This is a genomic window from Mesorhizobium sp. B1-1-1, assembly GCF_006442955.1.
Taxonomy (GTDB): Bacteria; Pseudomonadota; Alphaproteobacteria; order Rhizobiales; family Rhizobiaceae; genus Mesorhizobium.
On the sequence record NZ_VFWW01000004.1, the window covers coordinates 84566 to 99252 of the forward strand.

The following is a 14687-nucleotide window of genomic DNA, read 5'->3' on the forward strand; positions in this document are numbered from 1 at the left end:
GCTGCCTTGCTGATTGTGCCTTGATCGAACAGCCGGTGTGCCCCATTTTCCGGCCACCGCGCAATCCATCCTTGCCATGGCGGCCAACCGAAATTCCGGTCTGGCGCGAGCCGCCGGATCCGGTCCATGTCCCTCCAGATCGTCCATCACCCCGACTACGACGCCGGCTTCGCCGTCAACCATCGCTTTCCGATGAGCAAATATCCGCTGCTGATGGAAGCCTTGCGCGCACGCGGACTGGCCGTGCAGGGGGCGCTCAGCATGCCGGAAGCGGCGCCGGCGCCATGGCTGAAGCTTGCCCATGCGGCCGACTATGTCGACCAGGTCATCAGCTGTTCGGTGCCGGACAAGATCGAACGCGAGATCGGCTTTCCGGTCGGCCCACGCGTCTCGTTGCGCGCCCAACTCGCCACCGGCGGCACCGTACTGGCGGCCCGGCTGGCCTTGCGCCACGGCATCGCCTGCAACACCGCCGGCGGCAGCCATCACGCGCGGCGCGCGCAAGGCGCGGGCTTCTGCACCTTCAACGACGTCGCCGTCGCTTCGCTGGTGCTGCTCGCCGAAGGCGCGGCGCGGAATATACTCGTGGTCGATCTGGATGTGCATCAGGGCGACGGCACGGCGGACATCCTGGCCGGCGATCCGCGCGTGTTCACCTTCTCCATGCATGGCGAGCGCAACTACCCCGCGCGCAAGATCGCCTCCGACCTCGATGTCGCACTGCCCGACGGCACGGGCGATGCCGCCTATCTCGAAAGGTTGGCTGCCATCTTGCCGGAGCTGTCCGCCCATGCGCGCTGGGACATCGTTTTCTACAATGCCGGCGTCGACGTCCATGCCGAGGACCGGCTCGGCAGGCTGGCGCTTTCAAACGACGGGCTTCGCGCCCGCGACGCCATGGTGATCGGTCACTTCCGCTCGCGCGGCATCGCGCTATGCGGCGTCATCGGCGGCGGCTATTCGACCGACGTGGCCGCGCTCGCGGCGCGCCATGCCATTCTGTTCGAGGCGGCGGCGGACTACGCCTGACCGCTATTTCCTGTAGTTGGCGATTCTGAGCAGGATGAACGCCGGAACCACGATCGCCGCACCCAGCAGAATATAACCCAGGAAGCGGTCGATGGCATGGAAGCCCAGATTCCAGAGATCCAGGACGAATTTGCGGATGCCATAGAGCACGTCCATCGGCGACCAGCCGAAGGCGGTCATGACGAGGCCGACGAGGAACGACACCACCAGCAACTTCAGGAGTACCCTGAGCGGGGTGTCGCCGAGAAAGCGCGTCAATGCGGACAAGACCTGTCTCCGGCTCTGATCGCCCGATTCGGCGACAGGATCAGAAATACGCACTTGGCCGCCCCGCTTCAAGCCGGGCGGGCCAAGGCTCTGAACCTGGCTGACAAAGCCTATGACGGCCGGTCCGGCGGTGCCGCCGGCTTTTCATGATAGGAATTTTTTCCTTGACGGGGTGAAGGCAACTATGGTAGATATTTGGCTATGGTGCTGAGTTGCGCCAGGGACCCGCCGCACAGGCGGGTTTATCCGTTCAAGGCTCCGTCAACAGCGCACCGTCGAAGGCTCCGAAGGAACACGTTAACGCGGATCGTGCCCTGGTACCAAGCCGGCGACCATAGGCGCATGGCAGGCGAGCGGCCGGTGGCGGCTGATCGCGGCCGGCTTATCTGTTTTCTAACCAATTGCCGCTATTGCCATTCCTGGAGCGGGAGCCAGGCTTTGATGGAAGCGGAAAAAATCGGCGCGCGCCGCGCGGTCATGCTTTCGGTTGTCGTGCCGTGCTATAACGAGCGGGACGGCGTGGCTGAGCTTCACCGACGCGTCACCGCCGCTTGCCTGGCGCAAAACCCTTCCTACGAGATCGTGCTCGTCATCGACGGGGCGACCGACGGCACCCGCGAGGCCGTTTTCGAACTGGCGCAAAAGGACGACCATGTCGTCGCCATCGACCTTGCCCGCAATTATGGCCACCAGATCGCGCTGAGCGCGGGGCTGGAGTTCTGCCGGGGCCAGCGCATCCTCATTCTCGATGCCGATCTCCAGGATCCGCCTGAACTGCTCGGCGCGATGATGGCCAAGATGGATGAAGGCTTCGATGTCGTTTACGGTCAAAGGGCCAAGCGTGATGGCGAAGGCTGGTTCAAGCTGGCTTCCGCGTCGATGTTCTACCGGCTGCTGCGCCGGATGGTCGACGTCGAGATCGCGCCGGACACCGGTGATTTCAGGCTGATGAGCCGCCGCGCCCTCGATCATCTGAACGCCATGCCGGAGCGCTACAGGTTCATTCGCGGCATGGTGAGCTGGATCGGGCTGAGACAGGCCGCCTTTTCCTATGAGCGGCAACGGCGTTTCGCCGGCGCCACCCACTATCCGCTCAAGAAGATGGTTCTCCTGGCTGTCGATGCGATGACCAGCTTTTCCATCGCGCCGTTGCGGTTTGCCTCGCTTCTGGGAATGCTTTCCGGCGCACTGGGAATGGTCGTGCTCGGCTATACGCTGCTCGAATGGTCGCTGGGAAACGTGCTGCCGGGCTGGACCAGCCTTGCCGCGATCATGCTGATCCTGGGCAGTGTTCAGCTTCTGGTGCTCGGCATATTCGGCGAATATCTCGGCCGGATGTACATGGAGACGAAGCGGCGGCCGCTCTATTTCGTCAACGAGATCGTTTCGCGAAGCGATGTGGCCCTCGAAAACAAGGACCTGCCTGTCCACCGCCTCCAGGAAATGGTGAAGAGAGCCGCGCGTGGCTAAGGCGACGATCGACCGGCCGCGACCGGACCTCTCGACCGGAACGAGCGCGAAATGGCCGGGGGCCGCGACATGAACCAAGCCACGGCAATCGCGATGGCTACGCCGTCGCTCGAAGACGCACAGCGCAGCAGGCTGTTGTTCTGTCTTTTCTGCGCCTGCACCGTTGCCTACGTGCTGATGAGGCATGCCAACTCCCTCCTTCTGGATCCTGACAGCTGGTGGCAGGTGAAGGTTGGGCTGGATTTCCTGGCGAACCGGACATTTCCGACTGTCGATCCCTATTCCTATACCTTCGCCGGCCAGCCCTGGATCGCCAAGGAATGGCTGGGGCAGGTGCTTCTGGCCCTCGCCTATGACGCCGGAGGCTGGAATGGCGTCGTCACGCTGATCATCGCCACGATCGGCCTGACAGTCTTCCTGATGGGATGGTTCCTCAGCGCATGGCTGAAGCCGGTGTTAGCGGTGGTGCTGGCTTTCGTCGCGGCTTTCCTTGTCGCCCCGATCTATACCGCGCGCCCCCACGTCTTCACTTTGCCGATCATCGTCATTTGGACGGCAATGCTGTTTCGCGCGGCGCAGGAAGAAAGAGCGCCATCCCCGTGGCTGCTCGCGCTCGTCGTGTTGTGGGCGAACCTGCATGCCACATTCACCTTGAGCTTCGTCATCGGCGGTCTTGCCGGTCTGTATCTCCTGTCGCGCACAGGCCTGTCGAAACCGGTTCTCCTGGCGAAATGGGTCGCGTTCGGCCTGCTCTGCCCAGTGGTCAGCCTGGTCCATCCCTATGGCGTCAAGGCCATCCTGGCGACGCTTACCGTCGCCTATGGCAATGAAGCGGTGCCGCTTATCCTGGAGTGGCGGCCCTTCAACGCCCAGGAAGAGCTCGTCAAGGAAGCCGTGATGCTGCTGGCGCTTTTCGGGCTGTTGGTGTCACGGCTGCGGATTGGCTGGGCCAAGGCACTGTTCATCGTCTTCACCTTGCATGCCTATCTCAGTCACCAGCGGTTCATGTACCTGTTCTTCCTTCTGGTCCCGCTGGCGATCATGGCTGAGGTCGCACAGCAATATCCCGCACTTTCAGCCGCGACCTGGCTGGCGCAAAAGCGTGACGGATTGGAAAAAGTCCTCGCCAGGCATTACTACGCAATCTCAGGCGCGGTGGCCGTCCTGCTGATCGGCGCGGTCTCGGTCCTCGGCAGTGTCCAACAGATCGCGCCGAGCCCGAAGACGTCCGCCAGCGGAGCACTCGCCTTCGCAAGGGATCAGCGCCTGTCCGGCAACGTGCTGAATTCCTACAATTTCGGCGGCACGCTGATCTTCCATGGGATCAAGACCTACATCGACGGCAGGACGGACCAGCTGTTCCTGGACGGGTTCACGAAAACCGACGACGCGACCGGACACAGCGACGGCAAACCACTGCTCGAGGCCCGGCTGAAGAAATACGCCATAGGCTGGGCGCTGCTGGCGGCCGGCGACACCCGCATTCCCTTCTTCGAGGAATTGGGCTGGAAGCGGGCCTACGCGGACGAATACGCCGTGATCTACCTGCCCGGCGCCTGATCCGCGGCGCCAGCCCAAACCGGCTTCGGCCCTCCAGCATTCGCCTTGACACCGATGTTGCGGTGCAGCAAATTGCACCGGAGAGGACGAACAAAGTGGGATCGAGAATCAAGGCTTTCTCGCATCGCGGCAATGCCGCCGCATGGGCCGGTGAACCGGGTGCGCCACGACTGCCGCCGGCCATGGCGCGCGAACCGGCCGCATGAACTACAGACGCGACATCGACGGCCTGCGGGCCATAGCGGTGCTGCCTGTCGTCCTCTTTCATTTCGGCTTGTCCGCCATCCCAGGCGGCTTCACCGGCGTCGACATCTTCTTCGTCATATCGGGCTATCTGATCAGCGGCAGCCTGCTCGACGATCTCGAACGCGGCCAGTTTTCGATCGGCCGCTTCTATTGGCGCCGCGCGCGGCGCATCCTGCCGGCGCTGACCTTCGTCATCGTGCTCGCAGGCACTGCCGCCTGGTTCATCCTTTTGCCATCGGACCTGCACGAATTCAGCCTCAGCGTCATCGCGGCCTCGACCTTCTGGTCGAACATCTATTTCTGGAAGACGACGAACTATTTCTCGATCGACGCCGAGCTGCGGCCGCTGCTGCACACATGGTCGCTCTCGGTCGAAGAGCAATATTACATCTTCGCGCCGATACTGGTGTACCTGATCTATCGCTATGCCTCGAAAGGCTGGCTGACGATATTGCTGCCGATCGCGATCGGCAGTTTCGCCTTGGCGGTCATGGCGACCTCGATGGCGCCCACGGCGGGTTTCTACCTGTTGCCGACGCGCATCTGGGAACTGGCGCTGGGGGCCATGCTGATGCTGAGAAAGCCGCCGGCACTTGCCAGCCGGCCGGCAATGGAACTGATCGGCCTCGCCGGCTTTGCCATGGTCGCCTTCGGCTTCGTCACGATTTCAGAGAGCGACCCCTTTCCGGGCTACAATGCCTTGTTCCCCTGCATCGGCACCGCCCTGCTCATCTATGCCGGCCACGAAAGGGCGGGCGAACAGGGGCCGGCAACCATCGCCACGCGGGCGTTGCAGTTTCCGCCGCTGGTCTGGATCGGCCTCATTTCCTATTCGCTCTACCTCGTCCATTGGCCGATCAATTCCTTCGTCCATTACGTTTCGCTGAAAGCCATCGGCGTGCCGACGATCATCGCCATGACCGTGGCAAGCTTCGCCCTGGCGGCGTTCTCGTGGAAATATGTCGAGCAGCCGTTTCGGCGGAAACGGGCCTACACCGCACCGCTGCCTATCTTCGCCTTTTCCGCGACGGCAATCGTCCTGCTCTGCGTCGGCGGCGTGGCCGGGGCGCTCGGCAACGGTTTTCCGGAACGCTTCCCGAATTTTTCAACGGAACGGATCCAGGTTGGCGACTGGCGCAACGGCATCTGCTTCAACGAAGGCTCGAACCGGATCGAGGACTGGAACCTTGCCGCCTGCACCCGAACGAGCGGCTTTGCCACCAATGTGCTGTTGTGGGGCGATTCCTTCGCCGCCCACTATGTCTCGGGACTTGAAGCCAACGCCCAGAAAATCCAGGCTAACGTCATCCAATACACCTATGCCGGCTGCCCCCCGGACCTGACCTATTTTTCCTATGCCCGACCTGCCTGTACCAGCTTCAACGAGCGGGCCATGTCGATCATCCGCGAAGCCAACATTCAGGCCGTGATCCTGAGTGGCCGATGGACCGACTACGAGGTCAGGGGCTTCGGCGGTCTCCAGAAGACGATCGACCGGCTTCGCCAGATGGGCGTCAAGGTCTACGTCATCGGCCAGTCTCCCGAATTCATCGCCGACGTCCAGAAAATCGCCTTCTTCGCAAGACGAGGAGATGCCGCGAACATGTCCTGGCCGATGGCCATGGATCCGGACATCAACAAGCGGGTTCTGCCCTTTGTCAAAGGCGCTGACTTCATAGACCCGCTGACCTATCTGTGCGACGCCGCAGGCTGCTCGTATGCCGATGCCGGCAACAAGCAATTTCTCTATTTCGACTATGGTCACTTCTCTTCGGCGGGCGCAGCACTCGCCATCTCGAGATACTGGCCGAGCTTTGCAGCCGGCACCGAGATCGCGAAAGTGAGATAGCAGACGGAACCGGCATGCGGCGCGCCGGTCGCTGGGACGGTACCGTGTGAAAAGTGAGCCGCTTTGCGATTGCCCGATGGCCAGCCCTCATGGTAACGAGGCTGCTGCGCGGGTATGATGTAATGGTAGCCTGTCAGCTTCCCAAGCTGAACGCGCGGGTTCGATTCCCGCTACCCGCTCCAGTCTGCGCCAAGGGTTTGAGCCCTTACCAAGCCGCTCCAACTACCGGTTTCTCGCGCAATTCCGGGAAAACCGCTCCAGCCGTTTTCCCGGTATCGCTTTAGAGCCAAACACTGACCCAGACGCGCCTGCGCCAGCAGCGGACATGGCGGCGACCGCGGCGCCAATAGCTGCGGCAGACCCTGCGCCAGGCGCGGCGGCGCCCATGACGACGGTGCCGGCGATGCCACCGGCGATGCGAGATCTGCTCCACCTCGGCTTGATCGTCTCCTTCGAAGACGGCCGCATCAGCCCTGTCGAGGTCGTCCTTGTCGAGTTCGTCAAGGATTCCGTTGCCGTTCGGGACCCCGGCAACTGCTCTGCCAGGCCTGGCCAGGCCTGCAAAAGCAACTGCCCCCGCGACGCCAAGCATTCCAGTAAGAAACAACCGACGTTCCATCAAAATCTCCCGAGTTGTTTATCATCGGCGCATCGTTCCCCGGCTCAAAACGAGCTCCGGCGCGAACGCCGATTGGCCTTTGAACGCACTTACCTGGTTTTTGTTCCGGTCACCCCACTTCGCGCAGGATGAAATCATGCAGCATCTTCGCCGCCGGCGACAGCGCACGGTTCTTCACTGTGATCAGGCTGTAAGGCCGAACCTCGATGTCGAATTCGGTCTGCACGACGTCGATGGCGCCGGCCAGCCCTTCGGGATTCTGGATGAATTTCGCCACCTGGACCGAGACCGGCGCGATGGCGTCGGAGTGCGCGACCATGACCAGGGTGAGGAGCAGCGAACTGGTGTTGAGGATGCGGTCCGGCAGCGCGATGTTGCGGTTCAGGAAATTGCTCTCCATGGCCTGGCGCAGCGGCGAGCCGCCGGACTGGAAAACCCAGTCATAGGCCGCGGTCTCCTCCAACCGAACCGCCTTGCCCTCGGTCAGCGGATGGCCCCGGCGCACGATCAGGCAGGCTTTCTCGACGCCGATCACACGGGACTCGAACAGCCGCGGGTTGAGATCGTCGGGGATGCGCGCGATGATGAAGTCATGGCGCGACGCGATCAACTCGCGCGCCAGCACGTTGGAGGTCTCGACCTGCATGGTGATCTCGATGCGCGGGTAGATGCGGCGGATTTCCCGGATCGCCGGCACCGCGAGCTCGATCGCGGGCGCCGTCACCGCCCCAAGGAACACCGAGCCGCCCTTGCCCGCCTTGAGTTCGGAGATCTCGCGATCGACCTCGCGCATCTCCAAAAGGATGGAGCGCGCGCGCCTGGCCAGCGCCTTGCCATAGGGCGTCAAGGTGACGCCGCGCGGCAGCCTTTCGCAGAGCGTGACGTCCAGCACGGCTTCCATCTCGGCGATCATGCGGGAGGCCGCCGGCTGTGAGATATTCATGACCTGGGCGGCGGAACTGACCCGGCCGTGATCGTCCAGTGCAACGATCATGCGCATATGGCGCAGGCTGAGGCCGCTGCGCAGCAGGGTCTCGCCGTCACCGGGGAGCACCTCGTAACCTTCTGAAATCCCGCCAGGATTGCGCAACGTTGCCATGGATTTCCCTTCGCTCCCAATGCCCTGAGTTCAGCGTCAACGTATACCAGTTTCGGTATAGCAATCATCAAAGATCGCATTTGACAGTTATGGCAAAGGGACACACCCTTCGCGCGTCCTGGGGCGTGCCAGTCGATGACGAGGAAAATCGTGTCGATTGAAATCAGTCCCAGGGCCGATTGGGAGGATACCGGAGATCGATAGACGACAGCGGCGCTTGCGCTCCTGCTCGCCTGCGCGGCCCGCGAAGCCCCGAGGTGTCGCGTCCATCAACCAGGGAGAGTAATTGTGAAGATCATCAAGACGCTGGCCGCCGTCGCGGCCCTTGGCATCGCTGCCATGACCTATTCGGCGCACGCCGCCGACAAGGGTCTCGTCGGCGTGCTGATGCCCACCAAGACCTCGCAGCGCTGGATCAACGACGGCGATGCCGTCAAGTCCCAGCTCGAGGCTTTGGGCTATACGGTCGACCTGCAATATGCGCAGGACGACATCCCCAACCAGCTCAGCCAGCTGGAAAACGAAATCACCAAGGGTCCGAAGGCGCTGATCATCGCCTCGATCGACGGCACCACCCTGTCGGATGCGCTGCAGAAAGCCGCTGACGCCGGCGTCGTCGTCGTCGCCTATGACCGCCTGATCAAGAAGACGCCCAATGTCGACTACTACACCACGTTCGACAATTTCGGCGTCGGCGTGATCCAGGCGAATTCGCTGGTCAAGGGCCTCAAGGAGCGCTTCCCGAATACCAAGCCGTGGAACGTCGAACTGTTCGGCGGCTCACCCGACGACAACAACGCCTTCTTCTTCTACAACGGCGCGATTTCCGTCCTGCAGCCGCTGATCGACGACGGTTCGATCAAGATCAAGTCCGGCCAGACCGGCATGGACAAGGTCGGCACGCTGCGCTGGCTCGCCGCCACCGCCCAGGCGCGCATGGACAATCTGCTGTCGGCCAACTATTCGGACGGCAGCCGCGTCGATGGCGTTCTGTCGCCCTATGATGGCCTGTCGCGCGGCATCACCGCCTCGCTGCGCGCCGTCGGTTACGGCACGGAGGCCCAGCCGTGGCCGATCGTGACCGGCCAGGACGCCGAGACCGCCTCGGTCAAGCTGATCATCTCGGGCGAGCAGTACTCGACCGTGTTCAAGGACACCCGCGAACTGGCCAAGGCCACCGTCGAGCTCGTCGACAAGGTGCTCTCGGGCGGCAAGCCGGAAGGCCTCGACACCAAGACCTACAACAACGACGTCAAGGTCGTTCCCTCGATCCTGCTGACGCCGCATGAGGTCGACAAATCGAACTACCAGGCCCTGGTCGTCGACTCCGGCTACATCAAGGCCGACGAACTGAAGTAAATTCGGTTGCATAGCCAGGGGTCCTGCGCAACGCAGGGCCCCTTTTCGTTCACCAGCGACCCCGGTATTGTTGCGGGTCTCGCAGGAGCACTTTACCCATGGCCTCGACGATTTTGGAGATGCAGGACATCACCAAGACGTTTCCCGGCGTCAAGGCGCTGTCGAACGTCAACCTTCGGGTCGAGGAAGGCGAGATCCACGCCGTGGTCGGCGAGAACGGCGCCGGCAAATCGACGCTCATGAAGGTGCTGTCGGGCGTCTATCCCTCCGGCACCTATGACGGCCAGATCATCTTTCAGGGCCAGGAATGCCAGTTCAAAGGCATTCATGACAGCGAACGCAAGGGCATCGTCATCATCCACCAGGAGCTTGCGCTGGTGCCGATGCTGTCGATCGCCGAAAACATCTTCCTCGGCAACGAACACGCCCGATACGGCGTCATCGACTGGAATGCCAACGAGGCGCGCACCAGCGCCCTGCTGAAGAAGGTGGGCCTCAAGGAGGACCCCAAGACGCTGATCACCAATATCGGTGTCGGCAAGCAGCAGCTGGTCGAGATCGCCAAGGCGCTGAGCAAGGAGGTCAAGCTCCTGATCCTCGACGAGCCGACGGCGTCGCTCAGCGAAAAGGACAGCCAGGCGCTGCTCGACCTTCTGCTCGAATTCAAGCGACAAGGCATGACCTCGATCCTGATCTCGCACAAGCTCAACGAGGTGAACCGGGTCGCCGACAAGGTGACCGTCATCCGCGACGGGCGAACCATCGAGACGCTGTCCAGGAAGGACATCTCGGAAGACCGCATCATCACCTCGATGGTCGGCCGTTCGCTCGACGACCGCTATCCGCCGCGCGAGCCCGATATCGGCGAGGTCGTGTTCGAGGTGAAGAACTGGTCGGTCTATCACCCGCTCCACGCCGAGCGGCAGGTGATCAAGGGCATCGACATCAATGTGCGCAAGGGCGAGGTGGTCGGCATTGCCGGGCTGATGGGCGCCGGGCGAACCGAATTCGCCATGAGCCTGTTCGGCCGCTCCTATGGGCGCCGCATCACCGGCGAGGTGCTGCTCAAGGGCAAGCCGATCGACGTCTCCTCTGTGAGCAGGGCGGTCGAACACGGCATTGCCTATGTGACCGAGGATCGCAAGACCTACGGCCTCAATCTCATCGACCATATCAAGCACAACATTACGCTGGCCAATCTCGGCGGCGTGTCGCGCCACAGCGTGATCGACGATTTGCGCGAGCTTGCCGTCGCCAACGACTATCGCAAGCAGACCAACATCCGCGCCTCCAGCGTCTATCAGATGACCGGCAATCTTTCCGGCGGCAACCAGCAGAAGGTGGTGCTGTCGAAATGGCTGTTCGCCGACCCGGAAGTGCTGATCCTGGACGAGCCGACGCGCGGCATCGATGTCGGCGCCAAATATGAAATCTATACGATCATCGCGCGCCTTGCGGCCGAAGGTAAGGCGATCGTGGTCATCTCGTCGGAAATGCCAGAACTGCTCGGCATCACCGACCGCATCTATGTCATGAACGAAGGCCGCATCGTCGGCGAAATGCCCGCGGCGGACGCAAGCCAAGAAAGAATAATGCGCGCCATCGTTCGGGGAGAAGGAAAAGCAGCATGAGCACGGAAAGCGCCCCCGCCCCGCAAAGCAACGTCGCCGAAGATGTAGGGCAGCGTCCACGCATCGCCGTATCGGCGCTGGCGACGAACCTGCGCGAATACGGCCTGATCCTGGCGCTGATCGCCATCATGGTGTTCTTCCAGTTCACCACCTCGGGAACGCTGTTCAAGCCGGTGAACCTGAGCAATCTGGTGCAGCAGAACTCCTTCATCATCGTGATGGCGCTCGGCATGCTGCTGGTCATCGTATCGGGCCATATCGACCTCAGCGTGGGGTCCGTGGCCGGCTTCATCGGTGCGCTGGCGGCGATGATGATGGTGATCTGGCCTCTCGGCATATTCAGCAACCCGCTGGTGGTTTCCATCGTCTGCCTGATCGTTGGCGGCCTGATCGGCGCGGCGCAAGGCTACTGGATCGCCTACCATCGAATACCGAGCTTCATCGTGACGCTGGCCGGCATGCTGATCTTCCGCGGCATATGCCAGGCGCTGCTCGGCGGCGGATCTTCGGTCGGACCGCTGCCGCCCGAGTTCAAGGCGCTCAGCTCCGGCTTCATTCCAGATGTCATCGGACCGCTGACGCTGATCCCGCCAACGGTGAATGCAGCCGGCAAGACGATTATGGGCAGCGGTCTGACGCTGCACATGACGACGATCGTGCTGGGCCTGATCGCCGTGCTGGCCTATGCCTATTTCGGGCTACGGACGCGACGCAAACGCGAACGCCACGGCTATGAGGCCGAGCCCTTTACCCTGTTCGTCATCAAGACGCTGGTCGGCAGCGCGCTGGCGCTGTTCCTGGTCTACCAGTTCGCCAGCTATCGGGGCCTGCCGGTGGTGCTGCTCGTCATGGGCCTGCTGATCTCGCTGTTCGTCTTCGTCACCAAGCGCATGACGATCGGCCGCCGCATCTATGCGATGGGCGGCAATGCCAAGGCCGCGCAGCTGTCGGGCATCAAGACCGAGCGCCTGACGCTTTACGTGTTCGTCAATATGGGCGTGCTGTCGGCGCTTGGCGGCCTGATCATCGCGGCACGCCTTGGCCAGGCCGTGCCGGCGGCAGGCCTCGGCAGCGAGCTCGACGTCATCGCCGCGGTGTTCATCGGCGGCGCCTCGGCGATGGGCGGCGTCGGTCAGGTCATCGGCGCGGTGGTCGGCGGCTTTATCATGGGCGTGATGAACAACGGCATGTCGATCATGGGCGTCAATGTCGACTGGCAGCAAGTGGTCAAGGGCCTGGTGCTGCTCGGCGCCGTGATCTTCGACGTCTACAACAAGAACAAGGCCTGAACAGGTTTCAGGCGAGGCAAGCAGGAGGCATACGGTCGCGGCGCTGCCGGCAATTCGCCGGCTTGAAGAAGTCCTTCAGGGACCGGGCTCGCGAGCGCAATCCGGACGAAGAGTTCAACCCGTGGCACGGCCAGTCCGAGCCGCGCAGGTCAGGGTTTGCCAGAAGGCAGCCATGCCAAGACATATGAGAGAGGACTGATCATGCTGATCTCGCAGATTCTCGACGACGCCGAGACCATCCGTGTCGTTGCCCGCACAGGCGGCAAGACCCGGATCATCAACGGCGCGCGCAGCGTCTATTCGCTGGCGATGGAAGCCGCTCGTACCGGCGTGGGCCTTGCCGCGTTGATCGAACGCAAGGGGCTCGGCGAGACCGTCGATCTCGACGCCGCCTACAAGAAGGGGCGGCTGCTGTCGCCGATCAATCATCCCGATCCGGCGCATCTGCATCTGACCGGCACGGGGCTAACGCATCTCGGCTCGGCGGCGACGCGCGATTCCATGCACAAGAAGCTCAGCACCGACGGCGAGGAGCAGCTCACCGATTCCATGAAGATGTTCCGCATGGGGCTGGAAGGCGGCAAACCCGCGAAAGGCCAGATCGGGGTGCAGCCGGAATGGTTCTACAAGGGCAATGGCACGATGGCCGTGGCGCCGGGTGCCGCGCTCCTGTCGCCGGCCTTCGCCAAGGATGCCGGCGAGGAGCCCGAGGTTGCCGGCATCTATGTCATCGGCGACGACGGCGCGCCGTTCCGGGTCGGCTTCACGCTGTCCAACGAATTTTCCGACCATGTGACCGAACGCGTGAACTACCTCTTTCTCGCCCATTCCAAGCTGCGCAACGCTTCCTTCGGACCGGAGATCCTGGTCGGCGACCTGCCCGCCGACATCAGGGGCTCCTCACGCATCTGGCGCGACAGCAAGTTGATGTGGGAAAAGCCGTTCCTGTCGGGCGAAGCGAACATGTCGCACACCATCGCCAATCTCGAACACCACCATTTCAAATATTCGGCTTTCCGCCAGCCGGGCGACGTGCATGTGCACATGTTCGGCACCGCGACCCTGTCCTTCGCCGACGGCATCAAGACCGAGGCCGGCGACGTGTTCGAGATCGAGGCCGGCGATTTCGGCCTGCCGCTGCGCAACCCGCTCGAAATCGAAAAGCCGGTGAAGGTGGCGGTGAAGGCGCTGTGAGGGTGGCCATCATTCCTTCTCCCCTGTGGGATCCGAAGGACGGGGCGAGACCCGTGGCTCGCCCCAGGGCAGTGGATCAGCGCGCAGCGCCGAGACGGTTGAGGGGTGCTGGCCGGAGTGAGGCGTTGGCGTTCCCTGGAACACCCCTCATCCGACCTCGCTTCGCGAGGCCACCTTCTCCCACAAGGGGAGAAGGTAAGAAGCGTCTCAGATCTCAATAAATATCGAAATCGAAATACTTGTCCTGGATCTTCTTGTAGGTGCCGTCGGCGACGATGGCGTCAATGGCTGCGTTGAGCTTGTCGCGCAGCGCCGTATCCTCGAGACGCACGGCAATGCCGGCTTCGGTCTCGGTGCCCTTGACGTCACCGACCATCTTGCAGCAACCGTCGCTCGCCTTCTTCATCCAGTCCATCAGCACGAACTTGTCGGAAAGGACGGCGTCGAGGCGGCCGTTCTGGAGATCGGTGATTGCCTCTTCCTGGGTCGGATAGAGCTTCGCTTCGGCGCCGGCCTTGCCATAGACGTCCTGGGCGTAATTGGCCTGCGTGGTCGCCGCCTGGGCGCCGACCGTCTTGCCGGTGAGTGCCGCCGGTTCGGTCGAGGCGATGTCGCTGTCCTTCAGGGCGACGAGCGACAGCGGCGTCGTATAATATTTGTGGGTGAACGCAACCTGCTTCTTGCGCTCCTCGGTGATGCTCATCGAAGCGATGATGGCGTCGAACTTCTTGGCCTGCAGCGCCGGGATAATGCCGTCCCAGTCCTGGGTGACGATCTCGCATTCGACCTTCATCTGCGCGCACAAGGCGTTGGCGATGTCGATGTCGAAGCCCTCGACCTTGCCGTCGGGCGTGATGGTGTTGAACGGCGGATAGGCGCCCTCGGTGCCGATCTTGATTTTCTCCGCCGCATGCGCCGATAGGGCGCCGGCACCAAGCGTCAGCATGGCGGCGGCGGCCGCCGATACGATCCATTTCGAAATCTGCATTTTCATTCCCCTTGAGCGCCGCCACGTCGGCGGCCGGCGAGGCAGCCAAGCATGGCGAGCCGGCGCAGGCAAGTATCTTGCCTGACG

At 62.5% G+C, this 14687-nt stretch carries 12 protein-coding genes and 1 tRNA gene; 10 read left to right on the plus strand and 3 right to left on the minus strand.

Annotated features, from left to right (window positions below; all coding sequences use genetic code 11):
* Positions 1-126: 126 nt before the first annotated feature.
* Entirely contained in the window at positions 127-1029 is a 903-nt protein-coding gene (locus FJ986_RS08735) for a histone deacetylase (protein ID WP_140674001.1), read from the plus strand.
* A gap of 3 nt (positions 1030-1032) precedes the next feature.
* Here the strand turns inward: FJ986_RS08735 and FJ986_RS08740 are convergent, their stop codons facing one another.
* Positions 1033-1296: a DUF6460 domain-containing protein gene (locus FJ986_RS08740; RefSeq protein WP_140513271.1), complete on the minus strand. Its 264-nt coding sequence runs from the start codon at positions 1294-1296 to the stop codon at positions 1033-1035.
* Between the two features lie 441 nt (positions 1297-1737).
* Here FJ986_RS08740 and FJ986_RS08745 point away from each other — a divergent pair, with 441 nt between their 5' ends.
* The 5 genes from FJ986_RS08745 to FJ986_RS30430 all read left to right on the plus strand — a co-directional run bounded on the left by FJ986_RS08745 (position 1738) and on the right by FJ986_RS30430 (position 7172).
* A complete protein-coding gene (locus tag FJ986_RS08745) occupies positions 1738-2766 on the plus strand; it encodes a glycosyltransferase family 2 protein (protein WP_140674003.1) in 1029 nt (342 codons plus the stop codon).
* Between the two features lie 69 nt (positions 2767-2835).
* Positions 2836-4326, plus strand: coding sequence for a hypothetical protein (locus FJ986_RS08750; protein ID WP_140674005.1), 1491 nt, complete (start codon positions 2836-2838; stop codon positions 4324-4326).
* A gap of 202 nt (positions 4327-4528) precedes the next feature.
* Positions 4529-6421, plus strand: a complete 1893-nt coding sequence (locus tag FJ986_RS08755) for an acyltransferase family protein (protein WP_140674007.1) — start codon at positions 4529-4531, stop codon at positions 6419-6421.
* Positions 6422-6529: 108 nt separating this feature from the next.
* A tRNA-Gly gene (locus FJ986_RS08760) sits at positions 6530-6603 on the plus strand.
* Positions 6604-6806: 203 nt separating this feature from the next.
* Entirely contained in the window at positions 6807-7172 is a 366-nt protein-coding gene (locus tag FJ986_RS30430) for a hypothetical protein (RefSeq protein ID WP_181181867.1), read from the plus strand.
* Here the strand turns inward: FJ986_RS30430 and FJ986_RS08770 are convergent.
* Positions 7150-8139, minus strand: a complete 990-nt coding sequence (locus tag FJ986_RS08770) for a LysR family transcriptional regulator (RefSeq protein ID WP_140513261.1) — start codon at positions 8137-8139, stop codon at positions 7150-7152. The genes FJ986_RS30430 and FJ986_RS08770 overlap by 23 nt on opposite strands.
* A 288-nt stretch (positions 8140-8427) precedes the next feature.
* On the opposite strand from FJ986_RS08770, the gene chvE reads away from it, so the two are divergent.
* From chvE to araD1, 4 genes are all read left to right on the plus strand, one after another.
* On the plus strand, positions 8428-9498 hold the full coding sequence (gene chvE / locus FJ986_RS08775; RefSeq protein WP_140496611.1) for a multiple monosaccharide ABC transporter substrate-binding protein: 1071 nt from the start codon (positions 8428-8430) through the stop codon (positions 9496-9498).
* Positions 9499-9596: 98 nt separating this feature from the next.
* Positions 9597-11129, plus strand: a complete 1533-nt coding sequence (gene mmsA, locus FJ986_RS08780) for a multiple monosaccharide ABC transporter ATP-binding protein (RefSeq protein ID WP_140496613.1) — start codon at positions 9597-9599, stop codon at positions 11127-11129.
* A complete protein-coding gene (mmsB, locus tag FJ986_RS08785) occupies positions 11126-12418 on the plus strand; it encodes a multiple monosaccharide ABC transporter permease (RefSeq protein ID WP_140496616.1) in 1293 nt (430 codons plus the stop codon). The genes mmsA and mmsB overlap by 4 nt, the downstream gene beginning before the upstream one ends.
* A gap of 201 nt (positions 12419-12619) precedes the next feature.
* The gene (araD1, locus tag FJ986_RS08790; RefSeq protein ID WP_140550479.1) at positions 12620-13612 is read left to right on the plus strand and encodes an AraD1 family protein; all 993 of its coding nucleotides are present in this window, start codon (positions 12620-12622) and stop codon (positions 13610-13612) included.
* A gap of 214 nt (positions 13613-13826) precedes the next feature.
* On the opposite strand, the gene FJ986_RS08795 is transcribed toward araD1, so the two are convergent.
* Positions 13827-14600, minus strand: a complete 774-nt coding sequence (locus FJ986_RS08795) for an ABC transporter substrate-binding protein (protein ID WP_140674009.1) — start codon at positions 14598-14600, stop codon at positions 13827-13829.
* Positions 14601-14687: the final 87 nt, after the last annotated feature.

Coding starts and splice junctions, on each gene's coding strand:
- FJ986_RS08735 (WP_140674001.1), top strand. CDS start 127: ATGTCCCTCCAGATCGTCCATCACCCCGACTACGACGCCGGCTTCGCC.
- FJ986_RS08745 (WP_140674003.1), top strand. CDS start 1,738: ATGGAAGCGGAAAAAATCGGCGCGCGCCGCGCGGTCATGCTTTCGGTT.
- FJ986_RS08750 (WP_140674005.1), top strand. CDS start 2,836: ATGAACCAAGCCACGGCAATCGCGATGGCTACGCCGTCGCTCGAAGAC.
- FJ986_RS08755 (WP_140674007.1), top strand. CDS start 4,529: ATGAACTACAGACGCGACATCGACGGCCTGCGGGCCATAGCGGTGCTG.
- FJ986_RS30430 (WP_181181867.1), top strand. CDS start 6,807: ATGACGACGGTGCCGGCGATGCCACCGGCGATGCGAGATCTGCTCCAC.
- FJ986_RS08770 (WP_140513261.1), bottom strand. CDS start 8,139: ATGGCAACGTTGCGCAATCCTGGCGGGATTTCAGAAGGTTACGAGGTG.
- mmsA (WP_140496613.1), top strand. CDS start 9,597: ATGGCCTCGACGATTTTGGAGATGCAGGACATCACCAAGACGTTTCCC.
- mmsB (WP_140496616.1), top strand. CDS start 11,126: ATGAGCACGGAAAGCGCCCCCGCCCCGCAAAGCAACGTCGCCGAAGAT.
- araD1 (WP_140550479.1), top strand. CDS start 12,620: ATGCTGATCTCGCAGATTCTCGACGACGCCGAGACCATCCGTGTCGTT.
- FJ986_RS08795 (WP_140674009.1), bottom strand. CDS start 14,600: ATGCAGATTTCGAAATGGATCGTATCGGCGGCCGCCGCCGCCATGCTG.